Raw genomic sequence first — 12796 nt, 5'->3', positions numbered from 1 at the left:
CAATGGCTTGCGGTTTAGATCTTGCCGACGAGATCGAGAGAGGGAGCCAGCGTGTCGCTGCCTTCTTCCCACGCGGCCGGGCAGACCTGGCCGGGGTTCTCGCGAACGTACTGTGCGGCCTTGATCTTGCGGGTCAGTTCGTTGGCATTGCGGCCAACGCCCTCGCAGGTGATTTCCATGATCTGGATCACGCCATCGGGATCGACCACGAAGGTGGCACGGTCGGCCAGGCCCATTTCCTCACGCAGAACGTCGAAGTTCTTGGAAAGCGTGTGAAGCTGGTCGCCCAGGAACGGGAACCTCAGCTTGCCGATCTTCTCGGACGTGTCGTGCCAGGCCTTGTGGCTGAAATGCGTGTCGGTCGACACGGCATAGACTTCCACGCCCATCTGCTGGAGCATGTCGTACTTCTCGCCCATGTCTTCCAGTTCCGTCGGGCAGACGAAGGTGAAGTCTGCGGGGTAGAAGAAGAACACGCTCCACTTGCCCTGCAGGTCTTCGTCGGTAACGTCGAAGAAGTCCTTGCCGGCCTGGAATGCGGTGGCCTTGAACGGTTTGATCTGGCTGCCAATGATACCCATTGAATAATCCTCTTTCGCTAGTTTGCGTGTGTGAACTCAATGGTCCAGATAGGCATTGGTGCGGCGCAAAAAAGCGATTTTGTGCGATTGCGAAGATCGGAATAATCGATCACAAGAACGCAAGTTTCGGAAACTGCAACAGGTGTTGCTAATTTTGCATCACGGCTGGTCGGTCCTGCCTTGCGGTGTCTCTCCGATGTGCAGCCACTTTGCGACGCGGTTTATACTCGGACCCTGCACAACGCTGGATACCAGCACTACGAAAAACACGACGTTGAAGATCGCGAAGGCCCCTTCCACGCCCGCCACGATAGGGAAGATGGCAAGTACGATCGGCACCGCTCCGCGCAATCCGGCCCATGACACGAACAGCATCGTGCGCGCGCTGAACCGGCGGAAGGGGAGCAGGCAGGCGAACACTGCCAGCGGCCGCGCGATGAGGATCAGCACCACCGTGACCGCCAGCCCTGCTCCCATGATGGGCAGCAGGTTGGAAGGAGTGAGGAGGAGCCCCAGCGTCAGGAACATCACCACCTGCGCCAGCCACGCGAGCCCATCCTGGAACGTGCGCACGATGGGCTTTGCCGCAAAGGCCCGCGTCCCCGCGAACACGCCCGCCACGTAGACGGCGAGGAAGCCATTGCCGCCCAGCAGGCTTGCAGCGCCGAAGGCCAGCAACGCCGCCGCGATGGACACCACGAATGCGAGACCGCCCTGTCTCAGACCCATGCGCTTCAGCATCTCGGGAAGCAGGAAGCCGATTGCGAGACCGACAAGCGCCCCCACGATCATCTGCTGGGCGAAATCGGGAAGCAGCGCCAGCGGCTGCGGATCGGCGGCGGCGGTGAGGGCCAGCAGGGCCGTGACAAGGAAGATCGCCATCGGATCGTTGGAGCCCGATTCCAGTTCCAGAAGGGCGGGCACGTCGTCCCGCAGGTCAAGGTCGCTCGACCGCAGTACCGAGAACACCGCTGCCGCGTCAGTCGAAGCGACGACCGCCCCTAGCAGGAACGCCTGCAGTGGCGCGAAATTCAGCAGCCAGATCGCCGCCAGCGCCACCACGCCCGCAGTGATGCCGACGCCGACCGTGGCCAGCACCAGTGCCGGGCCAAGCATCTGGCGCACCGCACGCCAGTTGGTATCCAGCCCGCCGGAAAACAGGATGAAGGCAAGGCACACCATGCCTACACCCTGCGTCAGCAGGTAATCGTCGAACACGATCCCGCCCGGCCCCTCCACACCTGCAAGGATGCCGAGGCCCAGGAAGCCCACGATGGCGGGAAACCCGATGCGCGATGTCAGCAGGCCTGCAAATACCGTCAGCACCAGCAGCAGGCCGGTCAGCAGCATGGCAAATTCAGGTTGGAAAAGGGCCTGCAGCATGGATCAGCGCGACGTAGGGCGCGCGGACGGCCTTGCCAAGTCTATCTCACCCGCACTGGGCGCGGTGCAGCAGCTTCTGGTCCGCCAGCACCAGCGCCATCATTGCCTCCACCACCGGCACGCCGCGAATGCCGACGCAGGGGTCATGCCGACCCTTGGTCTGGATCTGCGTCGCCTCACCTTCGCTGGTGATCGTGTCCACCGGCGTCAGGATCGAACTGGTCGGCTTGAACGCCACGCGGCAGGTGACCGGCTGGCCGGTAGAGATGCCGCCCGCGATGCCGCCAGCATGGTTGGCCTGGAACTCTACACCGCCGTCCGCGCCGGGGCGCATCGGATCGGCGTTGGTTTCGCCGGTGTTGGTGACGGCGGCAAAGCCGTCGCCGATTTCCACCCCCTTGGTGGCATTGATCGTCATCATCGCGGCAGCGAGTTCGCTGTCGAGCTTGGCATAGATCGGTGCGCCCCATCCGGCGGGCACGCCCTCCGCATGCGCCGTTACTAGCGCGCCGAGCGATGATCCGGACTTGCGGGCGCTGTCGACCAGATCTTCCCACCGCGTCACCGTTTCGGGGTCGGGGCAGAAGAACGGGTTGTTGCGGATCGCGTCCCTGTCGAACCGCGCGTAGTCCAGCGCCACGTCGCCGATCTGCTCGACCCAGGCGGTGATCGAAACTTCCGGAATGACAAGCCGTGCAATCGCGCCCGCCGCTACGCGCGCCGCGGTTTCCCGCGCGCTGGAACGTCCGCCGCCGCGATAGTCGCGGAAGCCGTATTTCGCATCGTAGGTGTAATCCGCATGGCCGGGGCGGTAAGCCTTGGCGACTTCGGAATAGTCCTTCGACCTTTGATCGGTGTTCTCGATCATCAGGCTGATCGGGGTTCCCGTGGTCCTGCCTTCGAACACGCCGGACAGGATGCGAACCTCGTCCGCCTCGCGCCGCTGGGTGGTATATTTAGACTGGCCGGGCTTTCGCGCGTCGAGGTACGGCTGGATGTCGATCTCCGACAGGGCGATGCCCGGCGGGCACCCGTCCACCACCACGCCCAGCGCGGGGCCGTGGCTTTCCCCCCAGGTGGTAAAGCGAAAGACGCGTCCGAAAGTGTTCCAGCTCATGTCGGCCTCTTAGCGCAACTTGCTCCGGTGTCGAGACGGACGCGCCGAGACGAACGGGGGAAATGGGCCGGGGGCACTGGACTGTTCCCGTTCTGTCCGCCAAACCACGCGCTCAAGCAACGAAGTGGTAGCGTGACAAGAATTCTATGATTGCAAAGCTATCGGGACGTCTGGACGAAACCGGCGAGGACTGGGCCATCGTCGATGTGCAGGGCGTGGGCTACCTCGTCCACTGCTCGGCGCGGACGCTGAGCGCGCTGGGCACGGTGGGCGATGCCTGCACCGTCCACACGGACTTGCAGGTGAGCGAGAACGACATGCGCCTGCTGGGCTTTGCCGAAAGCAGCGAACGCGACTGGTTCCGCCTGCTGACGAGCGTGCAGGGCGTCGGCTCCAAAGTCGGCTTGGCGATCCTCTCCGCCCTTTCCACAGGCGAACTGCGCGATGCCTGCGCGGCTGGCGACGCCGCCAGCGTGGCGCGCGCGAACGGCGTGGGGCCGAAACTGGCGGGACGCATCGTCAATGAACTGAAGGACAAGGCCGGAGCCTTGCCGGGAGGAAGCATGGCCGGCGCGACGGTGATGCCAGCAGGCGGCGCGAGCGCCGATGCGGTCAGCGCCTTGCAGAACCTCGGCTTCAAGCCTGCCGTTGCGGCACAGGCCGTGGCGCGGGCTCAGGAAGAACTGGGTGAGGGCGCGGCGGAAGGCGACCTCATCCGCGTGGCGCTGAAGAAAGCGGCGGGATAGGAGACTTGGTCATGAAGAAATTGCTTTGCCTGTTCGCGGTCGGATTGCTGGCCGCCCCCGCCACCGCGCAGGATGCCTCCACCTTCACCACAGGCCCGGTGTTCGAGGACTTCGGCCCTCATGCGAACGTAGAGCAGACGGAGCCGCTGCCTGCCGACCTCGCACTGCGACACAGCTTCGACGTTGCCGCCGCTGCCGAGGATGGCCGCTTCAACCGCGGCTTCGAAAGCGCAGCGCGCTTCATCAACATGCACACGGCCAATGGCGTGAGCCCTGAACGGATTGACGTGGCGGTGGTGGTCCACGGCCGCGCGGTGCAGGACTTGCTGACCGACGCAGCATGGGCCGCGCGCGATCTGGAAGGCGATGCCAACCTCGGCGGCGACCACGTGAGAGCAATGCTGGATGCGGGCGTACGCTTCATCGTCTGCGGCCAGAGCGCGGCAGGGATAGGCGTGTCGAACGAAGACCTAATCCCCGGCGTGGAAATGGCGCTGTCCGCGATGACTGCACATGCGCTGTTGCAGCAGCGCGGTTATACGGTGAACCCGTTTTGATGAGTGTTGGATGATCTTTGTCCGGGGAATAAAAGGCGATCTGAAATTAAACCCGACGCTAAAATTTTGGGGAATCCTGTTCTTGGTAGTGGCTGCGATAGTTTGGATGTTCAAAGAACGTGCGGATAGCCTTCAAGAAAAGGTGGCTAAATGCGAGGAGAGGGGCGGCGCTTGGGTTGGCGGTGCTCTTCAAATGGCTTTCTGCGAAACCGATGAGAAAGACGAGAAAGACTGGTGACTGACCAACCCATCCACTCCCCAGATCGCCAGCCGGAAGACCCGGACGCCGCGCTGCGCCCGAAATCGCTCACCGAATTCGTCGGGCAGGAAGCCGCGCGCGATAACCTGCGCGTGTTTATCGAGGCGGCGAAGGGCCGGGGCGAGGCGATGGACCATGTGCTGTTCTTCGGTCCGCCCGGCCTTGGCAAGACCACGCTCGCGCAGATCGTCGCCAAAGAACTGGGCGTCGGTTTCCGCGCCACCAGCGGGCCGGTGATCGCCAAAGCGGGCGATCTTGCCGCGCTGCTGACCAATCTCGAACCCAACGACGTGCTCTTCATCGACGAGATCCACCGCCTCAATCCCGTCGTGGAGGAAGTGCTCTACCCGGCGATGGAGGACCGCGCGCTCGATATCATCATCGGGGAGGGGCCATCGGCGCGCAGCGTGCGGATCGACCTGCCGCCCTTTACCCTTGTGGGCGCGACCACGCGGCAGGGGCTGCTCACCACCCCCTTGCGCGACCGGTTCGGCATTCCCGTGCGGCTGGTTTTCTATACCGAGGACGAACTGATGCGCGTCGTCACGCGCGGCGCCAACCTGCTGGGTATGGACATAGACCCCACCGGCGCGCGCGAGATTGCGCGGCGTTCGCGTGGCACGCCGCGCGTGGCCGGGCGCCTGATGCGCCGCGTGCGCGACTTTGCGCAGGTGAAGGGCGCCACTACCGTCACCGCCACGATCGCGGACGAGGCGCTGACCCGGCTGGAGATCGACAATCTCGGCCTCGATGCGATGGACCGGCGTTACCTCACCATGATCGCCACCACCTATAAAGGGGGGCCGGTGGGCGTCGAAACGCTGGCAGCGGGCCTCTCCGAACCGCGCGACACGGTGGAGGAGGTGATCGAGCCCTATCTCATCCAGCTCGGCCTGATCGCGCGGACCGCGCGCGGGCGGTGCCTCAACGATGGCGGCTGGCTGCACCTGGGAATGTCCGCCCCTGTAAGAGGTGTGGGCGAATCGGGCCGCGGCGCACAGGGCGGGCTGTTCGAGGACGAAGGCTAAGGCCCGTTCCTAACCCCGCGCTAACCATGTGGTGTCCTCATTCGGTTCCATAACGGGACACAGCGCCGCGAAGGCCGGAAATATCGCGATTTTTCTGGCTCGCGCAGCCCGAATCCATGGTTAACCCCATTGCCGATACGCGATTTGCGCGTCTCTCTGACAGCAACCGGAAAAGGCAAGAGGTGTCGTTCGGGCACCGAAAGCCGTCCTCCGGCGAAGCTGAGAGAGATTACGCATGTCGGTACGTATGGCCATTGCAAAGCTGACCGCCGCCGCCGCTGGCGGGGCTGTCGTTGGCGGGGGCGCGGTGCATGTCGCCGAGCCGCAGTCGGCACAGGTTGCCTACAAGTCGGACAAGGACGCGGAAGAGGGCGAGGTCGAACTTGCCTACGCCAAGGGAGAGCCCACCGCGCGCCGCACCATTCCGCCGCGTCCGCGGGAGCAGATGCGCCTGCGCCGCGTGATCGAAACCGAATGCTGCGAGGAAGAGGTCGTCGCCATGGGCGCGCCGCTTCCCCTTCCACCGCTTCCCAGCGCCCCGATCGGTGGCAGCGGCGGTGGCCAGCCCATCATCATCGGCGGCAGCACCGGCGGCTTTGGCGGCGGTTTCGGTGGAGGCTTCTTCGGCGGGTTCTTCGGCGGCTCGGGCGGCGGCGGCAGCGCCGTTGTCGACATGAGCACGACGACCACGACCGGGGGCGAAGGCTCCAGCGGGATCATCATCGATATCGACAACTCGACCACCGGCTCGTCCACCTCGACATCCGGCGGTTCGACTTCGACTTCGGGCGGTTCGACCTCCACCAGCACCGGCGGTGTCACCAGCACCACTGGCGGCTCGTCCACCAGCACCAGTTCGGGCAATGTCAGCAGCACCAGCTCGACTGGCGGCTCGTCCACCAGCACCAGCACGGGCGGCGTGACCAGCACGACCTCGTCATCCACCGGCGGGGTGACCAGCACGACCGGCGGGGTGACCAGCACGTCGTCCTCGTCGGGCAACGTCACCAGTTCCACCAGCGGGTCCAGCTCCAGCTCGGGCAGCTCCAGCACCAGTTCGTCGACCGGGGGCAGCACCAGCGGCTCTTCCTCGACCAGCGGCAGCAGCAGTTCCAGCAGCGGTGGCAGCAATGGTTCGAGCGGCAAGCCCGGCCACGGCAGCAGCAGCTACGGCGGATCGGGTTCGGGCTCCAGCGGTTCGACCACGTCCAGCACCAGCGGCGGCAGCACCACCGGCAGCACGACCAGCGGGGCTTCGACCACCTCGACCTCGTCTGGCGCGACCTCGTCGACCACGACGTCCGGCAACGTGACGAGCACGACCTCGACCGGGGGCAACACCACCTCCAGCGGCGGCAGCACCACCACGACCGGCGGTTCGACCACGACGGGGGGCAGCACGACCAGCGGCTCGACCACTGGCGGTTCGACCGGCGGCGTTTCGACCACCACGACCACCAGCACCGGCGGTGTCACCAGCACCACCGGCGGCGTGACCAGCACCAGCTCCACCTCCGGCAATGTCACCAGCTCGACGTCCGGCAGCAGTTCGACTTCGAGCAGCACCTCGACGTCCACATCGACCTCCTCGAGCACGTCGGGTTCGACGTCCACGAGCAGTTCCACGAGCGGTTCGAGCGGCGGGACCTCGGGCGGTCCGCCCACTACCAGCGGCACGCAGGTTCCCGCGCCCGGAATGCTGGTGCTGTTCGGCGCGGCCGCAGGCGCGGTGTTCTGGCGCCGGCGCCGCAAGAACGGCGACACGAACGAGGCTGTCGCCGCGTAAGTTCGCGCGAAGCCAACAGGGGAGAAGGCGGTTTCGGGGGCGAAGCCGCCTTTTCTCGTTCGCGGCTCAGCGCAGTTCCAGGCTCCAGGCCTCCTGCCGATACCACTGGGTGACGATGTACTTGTCGCCCTGCGTCACGGGCATTCCCGCATGCAGCGTGGCAGGATTGGGCAGACCGTCGCGCCCCATGTTGTTCCATGTCAGCATGGCCCCGCGCTGCGGCCTTACCGACAGGCGCAGGTCGGGAAAGTCGGTCTCGCCGCCGTCGCCGGGTTCGTTGAGGAAAATCATCGCCGTCCAGCTTCGCTGGCCTCCGCGTTTCCGCTCCTGCTGCCAGTAAGGCTGGTCCGTGGTGAAATAGTCGTAGTGATGGCGGAACTGCTGCCCGGTGCGATAGCGCTGGCCCTGCGGCACTTCGGCGTGGCTGTGATCCATGCCAAGCACCGAATCCATGCGCTGTTCAAGCTCGCGCGTCGCCTCGTCATCGCGGTCGAAATAGTGGGTGGAACTGGTACGGAAGCCGTCGGCATGGGTGCCTGCGAACAGTTCCGAGGGGCCGATACGGGTATCGACGGTGCGAAGCAGGCGCTTGCATTCCGCGCGCGAAAGGAATTCGGGTAGCAGGTAGATGTCCGCATCCTCACCGCCCAGCGGCTGCGCTTGCGGATTGGTGTCGAGCCGGGCTTTTACATGCTGGCCAATAGCGGCAAGCTTTGCCGGATCGGCCATCGGATCGACACCGGCCAAGGCAGGATGGGCGCGAAATGCTTGCATAGCTCAAGCATAGCCAGTGCGCTGGCGGTGATGCACCCCGTGGCTGGAAAGCCACCGCGCGACTGCCTCTGTTCGTCGTTACTGCGCCGGGGTGCCGGAAATCGTTTCCAGTCCGGCATCGTTCCACGCCTGGATACCGCCCTCGAGATGGCGGACGGTCGTGCCCAGATATTCGGACAGGGCAGTGGCCGCGATGCCGGAACGGCGGCTGCTGCCGCAGTAGAGGATCGTCTCACGTTCGGCCTCGATGGGAATGCTGGCCGGGTCGAACGTGCCGAGCGGCGCGTTCAGCGCACCGGGAAGTCGGCTCTCGGCAAATTCGGCGGGTGTGCGGACGTCGATGACGACCACGTCGCCAGCGGCCATGAGGGCCGCGAGTTCGCCCGCGGGCAGGGTCTCCACCGCCGCGAACGCGGAGGCAGCCGCGCTGCTGGTGGCCGGAACCGGGGCACATGCCGCAAGGCCTGCCCCGGTTGCCGATACCACTGCCAGCGCGGCGTGCCACATCAGGCAGCGGCCAGCTTGCGCAGCACGTAGTGCAGGATACCGCCGTTGCGATAGTACTCCATCTCGTTGGCGGTATCGATGCGGCACAGCGCGGTGAAGGTGAAGGTGGTGCCATCCTCGCGGGTGACTTCCACTTCCACGTCCTGGCGCGCGCTGAGGTTGTCGAGACCCTTGATCGTGAAGCTGCTTTCGCCGGTCAGGCCCAGCGTTTCGCGCGTGTCGCCTTCCTTGAACTGCAGGGGCAGCACGCCCATGCCGATGAGGTTGGAGCGGTGAATACGCTCGTAGCTTTCCACGATCACGGCACGCACGCCCAGCAGGATGGTGCCCTTGGCCGCCCAGTCGCGGCTGGAGCCGGTGCCGTATTCCTTGCCCGCGACGACGACCAGCGGCGTGCCGTCGGCCTTGTGCTTCATCGCGGCGTCGTAGATCGCCATCTGCTCGCCCTTGTAGGTGGTGTAGCCACCTTCAACGCCGGGGACCATTTCGTTGCGGATGCGGATGTTGGCAAAGGTGCCGCGCATCATCACGTCGTGGTTGCCGCGGCGCGAGCCGTAGGAGTTGAAGTCCTTCTTCGCGACCTGGTGGTTCACCAGGTATTCGCCGGCGGGGCTGTCTTCCTTGATCGAGCCGGCCGGGCTGATGTGGTCGGTGGTGACGGAATCGCCCAGCACGGCCAGCGGCTTGGCGCCGACGATATCCTCGACCGGCGCAGGCTCCATGCCCATGCCTTCGAAATAGGGCGGGTTGGCGACGTAGGTGGAGGACGGGTTCCAGCTGTAGGTATCGGAAGCTTCGACTTCGATCGCCTGCCAGTCCTCGTCACCCTTGTAGACGTCGGCATAGCGGGTTTCGAACATCTGCCGGTCGATGTTGGCAACGCGGTGCTGGCGCACTTCCTCGTTGGTCGGCCAGATGTCGGCAAGCATCACGTCGTTGCCGTCCTGATCCTGCCCGATCGGGGTCTCGGTGATGTCTTCGGTGACGGTGCCCTTCAGGGCATAGGCCACCACCAGCGGCGGGCTGGCAAGGAAGTTGGCGCGCACGTCGGGAGAGATGCGGCCTTCGAAGTTGCGGTTGCCCGACAGCACGGAGGCAGCAACGAGGTCGTTCTCGTTCACGGCCTTGCTGATCGGCGGGGCCAGCGGGCCGGAATTGCCGATGCAGGTGGTGCAGCCATAGCCGACAAGGTCGAAGCCGATGGCGTTGAGATCGTCCTGCAGGCCGCTTTTCACGAGATAATCGGTGACCACCTGCGAACCGGGGGCGAGGCTGGTCTTCACCCACGGCTTGGGCTTCAGGCCCTTTGCATGCGCCTTCTTGGCGACGAGGCCCGCGGCGATCATCACGTCGGGGTTGGAGGTGTTTGTGCAGCTGGTGATGGCGGCGATCACCACGTCGCCATCGCCCACGTCATGTCCGGCACCTTCCACGTCCACACGCACGGGCGCATCTTTCTTGTAGACGCTCTTGAGGTCGCCGTTGAAGTTCTCGTCCACCAGCGGCAGGGCAATCTTGTCCTGCGGGCGCTTGGGGCCGGCGAGGCTGGGCACCACGGCGTTCATGTCGAGCTGCAGGGTGCTGGAGAAGACCGGCTCCGCTGCCGGATCGAACCACATGCCCTGTTCCTTGGCATAGGCTTCGACCAGCGCAATGTCTTCCTCGCTGCGGCCCGTCAGGCGCAGGTATTCCATCGTCTTGTCGTCGATGCCGAAGATGCCGCAGGTCGCGCCGTATTCGGGGGCCATGTTGGCGATGGTGGCGCGGTCGGCCAGCGTCAGGTTGGAAACACCGGGGCCGTAGAACTCGACGAAGCGACCGACAACGCCGTGTTCGCGCAGCATCTGGACGCAGGTCAGCACGAGGTCGGTGGCGGTCACGCCTTCGGCCATCTCGCCATCGAGGCGGAAGCCCACGACTTCGGGGATCAGCATGGAAATCGGCTGGCCGAGCATCGCTGCCTCGGCCTCGATCCCGCCGACGCCCCAGCCAAGAACGCCAAGGCCGTTGATCATGGTGGTGTGGCTGTCGGTGCCGACGCAGGTGTCAGGGTAGGCGACCATTTCGCCGTTCTGGTCTTCACTGGACCACACGCCCTTGGCGATGTGTTCCAGGTTCACCTGATGGCAGATGCCGGTGCCAGGCGGCACGGCGTAGAAATTCTTCAGGCTCTTGGCACCCCACTTGAGGAAGTCGTAACGCTCCGCATTGCGCTGGTATTCCAGCGCCTTGTTCGCCTCGAACGCCCTGGGTGTGCCGAATTCGTCGACCATCACGGAGTGGTCGATCACCAGGTTCACGGGAACCTGCGGGTTGATCTTGGCGGTATCGCCGCCCAGCTTGCCGATGGCATCGCGCATCGCGGCAAGGTCGACCACGCAGGGGACGCCGGTGAAGTCCTGCAGCAGCACGCGAGCCGGGCGGTACTGAATCTCGTTACCGGTGACCGGGTTCTTCTGCCAGTCGGCGATGGCACGAACGTGTTCCTCGCCCACCGTGAAGCCCTCGTCCTCGAACCGCAGCATGTTCTCCAGCAGCACCTTCAGGCTGAACGGCAGGCGGCTGACATCGCCCACCTTCTCGCTCGCCGCGGCCAGCGAATAATAGGCATAGGTCTTGCCGTTTACATCGAGTGTCTTGCGGGTGCCGAGCGAGTTGGAGCCGACCTGGGTCATGGGCGATTGGTCCTCTGTAGTGTTGCGGATCGGCCCCATACTTGCGAGGAAGGGCCTGTTCGGGGGCGACCTGCGCGTTTGAACGCAATTGGTCAAGTGGGCTATGATGCAACGCGGCATCGCAGCGGGTTGTTCCGTGAAGATACGAAGAGAAGGTGAAGGTCTATGCCTGTTGGAAGTCCAGGAAAACGAAGGACTCCTTTGGGTGTCTTCATCATGCTGGTGGCGCTGGTGCTGGCGGCCTTCATCGGTGCAGCGGCGGGCCTGATCTGGCAGAGCGCCGGCTGGTTCGATGACGAGCCCGAGCACGAGATCGTGACGGCAGACGCGCCGTCGGACTGATTCCCGATCCCGCCGTAGCGACCTAGAGGTTGGCGGCTTCTGTGCTGGCCGTGCGCCTGGCCTTTGGCGCGGCGATCCAGCAGGCGAGCAGGATCAGCGCGACGCCCGCGATGGTGGGCAGGGTCACGGCCTCTCGGAAGAACAGCCAGCCGAACAGCGCCGCCCAGCCGAAACCTGTATATTCCACTGGCACCAGCACCTGCGCTTCTGCCCGGGCATAGGCCCAGGCAATCGCCATCGAACCGCCCACGGTCAGTGCCGCAGCGCCGGCTATAGTCAGCATCACTTCGCCGTGCGGCAGTACGAACAGGAACGGTGCCGCCAGCAGTTGCACCAGGGCGCTGATGCCCGAATGAAATGTCGCCACCTCGACCGGGCCTGCCACCTGCGACTGCCTGCGGATCACGACGAAATTGTAGGCATAGAGCGTGGCCGACACCAGCAGCGAGGCGAGGCCGAGCAGCACCTCGTCCTCCACCTGCGTGCGGCCCAGCCTTCCGCCCACGATGACCAGGGTCCCGGCCAGCCCCAGCACCGATGCGCCGATCGCGCCGCGACTGATCTGCTCCCCCAGGAACAGGTGCGCGAAGTAGAGAGCCAGCAGCGGCGCGACGAAACTGATGGCTATCGCTTCAGCCAGCGGCAGCTTGGTCAGCGCGTAGAAGAAGGTGAGGCCCATGAAGGCGGAAATCACCCCGCGCTCGACATGCAACCGCATCACCGGGCGGGTGGGCCACGCGGTCTTGCGCACCAACCAGACGGGCGCGATGAAAAGGGCGGCGAGGGAAGAGCGCAGCAGCGAAGCGGTAAAGACCCCGATCACCAGCGATGCGCTTTTCATCTGCGCGTCCATCAGGGCAAGGAACCCGACGCCGACTAGGGCTGCAAGGAACGGCAGCAGGTGGTGGCGAGAGGGGGTCATGCATTGCCTCTAGAATCGGCGACGTACCGCGTCACCCCGTGATTGCCGGGCACTCGTTCAGGCCTTGCTAACCGCGATTGCTTGATCGAAGGGCAGCCAAACGGCAGAATTACAGGGAT

At 64.9% G+C, this 12796-nt stretch carries 15 protein-coding genes; 6 read left to right on the top strand and 9 right to left on the bottom strand.

What is annotated here, in order from left to right; genetic code table 11:
- Positions 1-14: 14 nt before the first annotated feature.
- The 3 genes from ahpC to aroC all read right to left on the bottom strand — a co-directional run bounded on the left by ahpC (position 15) and on the right by aroC (position 3081).
- The gene (ahpC, locus tag D2V07_RS12720; RefSeq protein ID WP_119587376.1) at positions 15-581 is read right to left on the bottom strand and encodes an alkyl hydroperoxide reductase subunit C; all 567 of its coding nucleotides are present in this window, start codon (positions 579-581) and stop codon (positions 15-17) included.
- A 159-nt stretch (positions 582-740) separates the two neighbouring features.
- Positions 741-1964, bottom strand: a complete 1224-nt coding sequence (locus D2V07_RS12715; protein WP_119587375.1) for a potassium/proton antiporter — start codon at positions 1962-1964, stop codon at positions 741-743.
- A gap of 46 nt (positions 1965-2010) precedes the next feature.
- A complete protein-coding gene (gene aroC / locus D2V07_RS12710; RefSeq protein ID WP_119587374.1) occupies positions 2011-3081 on the bottom strand; it encodes a chorismate synthase in 1071 nt (356 codons plus the stop codon).
- Between the two features lie 146 nt (positions 3082-3227).
- Between aroC and ruvA the strand changes: the two genes are divergently transcribed.
- From ruvA to ruvB, 4 genes are read left to right on the top strand one after another with little or no spacing between them, the layout of a single operon-like run.
- Entirely contained in the window at positions 3228-3827 is a 600-nt protein-coding gene (gene ruvA / locus D2V07_RS12705) for a Holliday junction branch migration protein RuvA (RefSeq protein ID WP_119587373.1), read from the top strand.
- Between the two features lie 11 nt (positions 3828-3838).
- Complete coding sequence (locus tag D2V07_RS12700; RefSeq protein WP_119587372.1) at positions 3839-4384, top strand: DsrE family protein; 546 nt, start codon at positions 3839-3841, stop codon at positions 4382-4384.
- A 10-nt stretch (positions 4385-4394) separates the two neighbouring features.
- On the top strand, positions 4395-4622 hold the full coding sequence (locus D2V07_RS12695; protein ID WP_119587371.1) for a hypothetical protein: 228 nt from the start codon (positions 4395-4397) through the stop codon (positions 4620-4622).
- On the top strand, positions 4619-5671 hold the full coding sequence (ruvB, locus tag D2V07_RS12690) for a Holliday junction branch migration DNA helicase RuvB (protein WP_119587370.1): 1053 nt from the start codon (positions 4619-4621) through the stop codon (positions 5669-5671). The genes D2V07_RS12695 and ruvB overlap by 4 nt, the downstream gene beginning before the upstream one ends.
- A gap of 387 nt (positions 5672-6058) precedes the next feature.
- Here the strand turns inward: ruvB and D2V07_RS18880 are convergent, their stop codons facing one another.
- Complete coding sequence (locus tag D2V07_RS18880; protein WP_119587369.1) at positions 6059-6802, bottom strand: hypothetical protein; 744 nt, start codon at positions 6800-6802, stop codon at positions 6059-6061.
- 36 nt (positions 6803-6838) lie between these two features.
- Positions 6839-7348, bottom strand: coding sequence for a hypothetical protein (locus D2V07_RS18875; protein ID WP_233548396.1), 510 nt, complete (start codon positions 7346-7348; stop codon positions 6839-6841).
- Positions 7349-7367: 19 nt separating this feature from the next.
- Here D2V07_RS18875 and D2V07_RS18870 point away from each other — a divergent pair, with 19 nt between their 5' ends.
- Positions 7368-7457: a PEP-CTERM sorting domain-containing protein gene (locus D2V07_RS18870; protein WP_233548395.1), complete on the top strand. Its 90-nt coding sequence runs from the start codon at positions 7368-7370 to the stop codon at positions 7455-7457.
- A gap of 66 nt (positions 7458-7523) precedes the next feature.
- Here D2V07_RS18870 and D2V07_RS12675 read toward each other — a convergent pair whose 3' ends face one another.
- From D2V07_RS12675 to acnA, 3 genes are all read right to left on the bottom strand, one after another.
- Entirely contained in the window at positions 7524-8231 is a 708-nt protein-coding gene (locus D2V07_RS12675) for a prolyl hydroxylase family protein (protein WP_233548394.1), read from the bottom strand.
- 78 nt (positions 8232-8309) lie between these two features.
- Entirely contained in the window at positions 8310-8738 is a 429-nt protein-coding gene (locus D2V07_RS12670; protein WP_119587366.1) for a rhodanese-like domain-containing protein, read from the bottom strand.
- Entirely contained in the window at positions 8738-11413 is a 2676-nt protein-coding gene (gene acnA / locus D2V07_RS12665) for an aconitate hydratase AcnA (protein ID WP_119587457.1), read from the bottom strand. The genes D2V07_RS12670 and acnA overlap by 1 nt, the downstream gene beginning before the upstream one ends.
- Positions 11414-11614: 201 nt before the next feature.
- Between acnA and D2V07_RS18585 the strand changes: the two genes are divergently transcribed.
- Positions 11615-11755, top strand: coding sequence for a hypothetical protein (locus D2V07_RS18585; RefSeq protein WP_158586833.1), 141 nt, complete (start codon positions 11615-11617; stop codon positions 11753-11755).
- A gap of 22 nt (positions 11756-11777) precedes the next feature.
- On the opposite strand, the gene D2V07_RS12660 is transcribed toward D2V07_RS18585, so the two are convergent.
- The gene (locus tag D2V07_RS12660) at positions 11778-12677 is read right to left on the bottom strand and encodes a DMT family transporter (RefSeq protein WP_119587365.1); all 900 of its coding nucleotides are present in this window, start codon (positions 12675-12677) and stop codon (positions 11778-11780) included.
- Positions 12678-12796: the final 119 nt, after the last annotated feature.

Source organism: Aurantiacibacter zhengii (genome assembly GCF_003584125.1).
GTDB lineage: Bacteria > Pseudomonadota > Alphaproteobacteria > Sphingomonadales > Sphingomonadaceae > Alteraurantiacibacter > Alteraurantiacibacter zhengii.
Note: the sequence above shows the minus strand (reverse complement) of the source record. Positions and strands in the feature narration are given on the sequence as shown.

Coding starts and splice junctions, on each gene's coding strand:
- ahpC (WP_119587376.1), bottom strand. CDS start 581: ATGGGTATCATTGGCAGCCAGATCAAACCGTTCAAGGCCACCGCATTC.
- D2V07_RS12715 (WP_119587375.1), bottom strand. CDS start 1,964: ATGCTGCAGGCCCTTTTCCAACCTGAATTTGCCATGCTGCTGACCGGC.
- aroC (WP_119587374.1), bottom strand. CDS start 3,081: ATGAGCTGGAACACTTTCGGACGCGTCTTTCGCTTTACCACCTGGGGG.
- ruvA (WP_119587373.1), top strand. CDS start 3,228: ATGATTGCAAAGCTATCGGGACGTCTGGACGAAACCGGCGAGGACTGG.
- D2V07_RS12700 (WP_119587372.1), top strand. CDS start 3,839: ATGAAGAAATTGCTTTGCCTGTTCGCGGTCGGATTGCTGGCCGCCCCC.
- D2V07_RS12695 (WP_119587371.1), top strand. CDS start 4,395: ATGATCTTTGTCCGGGGAATAAAAGGCGATCTGAAATTAAACCCGACG.
- D2V07_RS18870 (WP_233548395.1), top strand. CDS start 7,368: ATGCTGGTGCTGTTCGGCGCGGCCGCAGGCGCGGTGTTCTGGCGCCGG.
- D2V07_RS12675 (WP_233548394.1), bottom strand. CDS start 8,231: ATGCAAGCATTTCGCGCCCATCCTGCCTTGGCCGGTGTCGATCCGATG.
- D2V07_RS12670 (WP_119587366.1), bottom strand. CDS start 8,738: ATGTGGCACGCCGCGCTGGCAGTGGTATCGGCAACCGGGGCAGGCCTT.
- acnA (WP_119587457.1), bottom strand. CDS start 11,413: ATGACCCAGGTCGGCTCCAACTCGCTCGGCACCCGCAAGACACTCGAT.
- D2V07_RS12660 (WP_119587365.1), bottom strand. CDS start 12,677: ATGACCCCCTCTCGCCACCACCTGCTGCCGTTCCTTGCAGCCCTAGTC.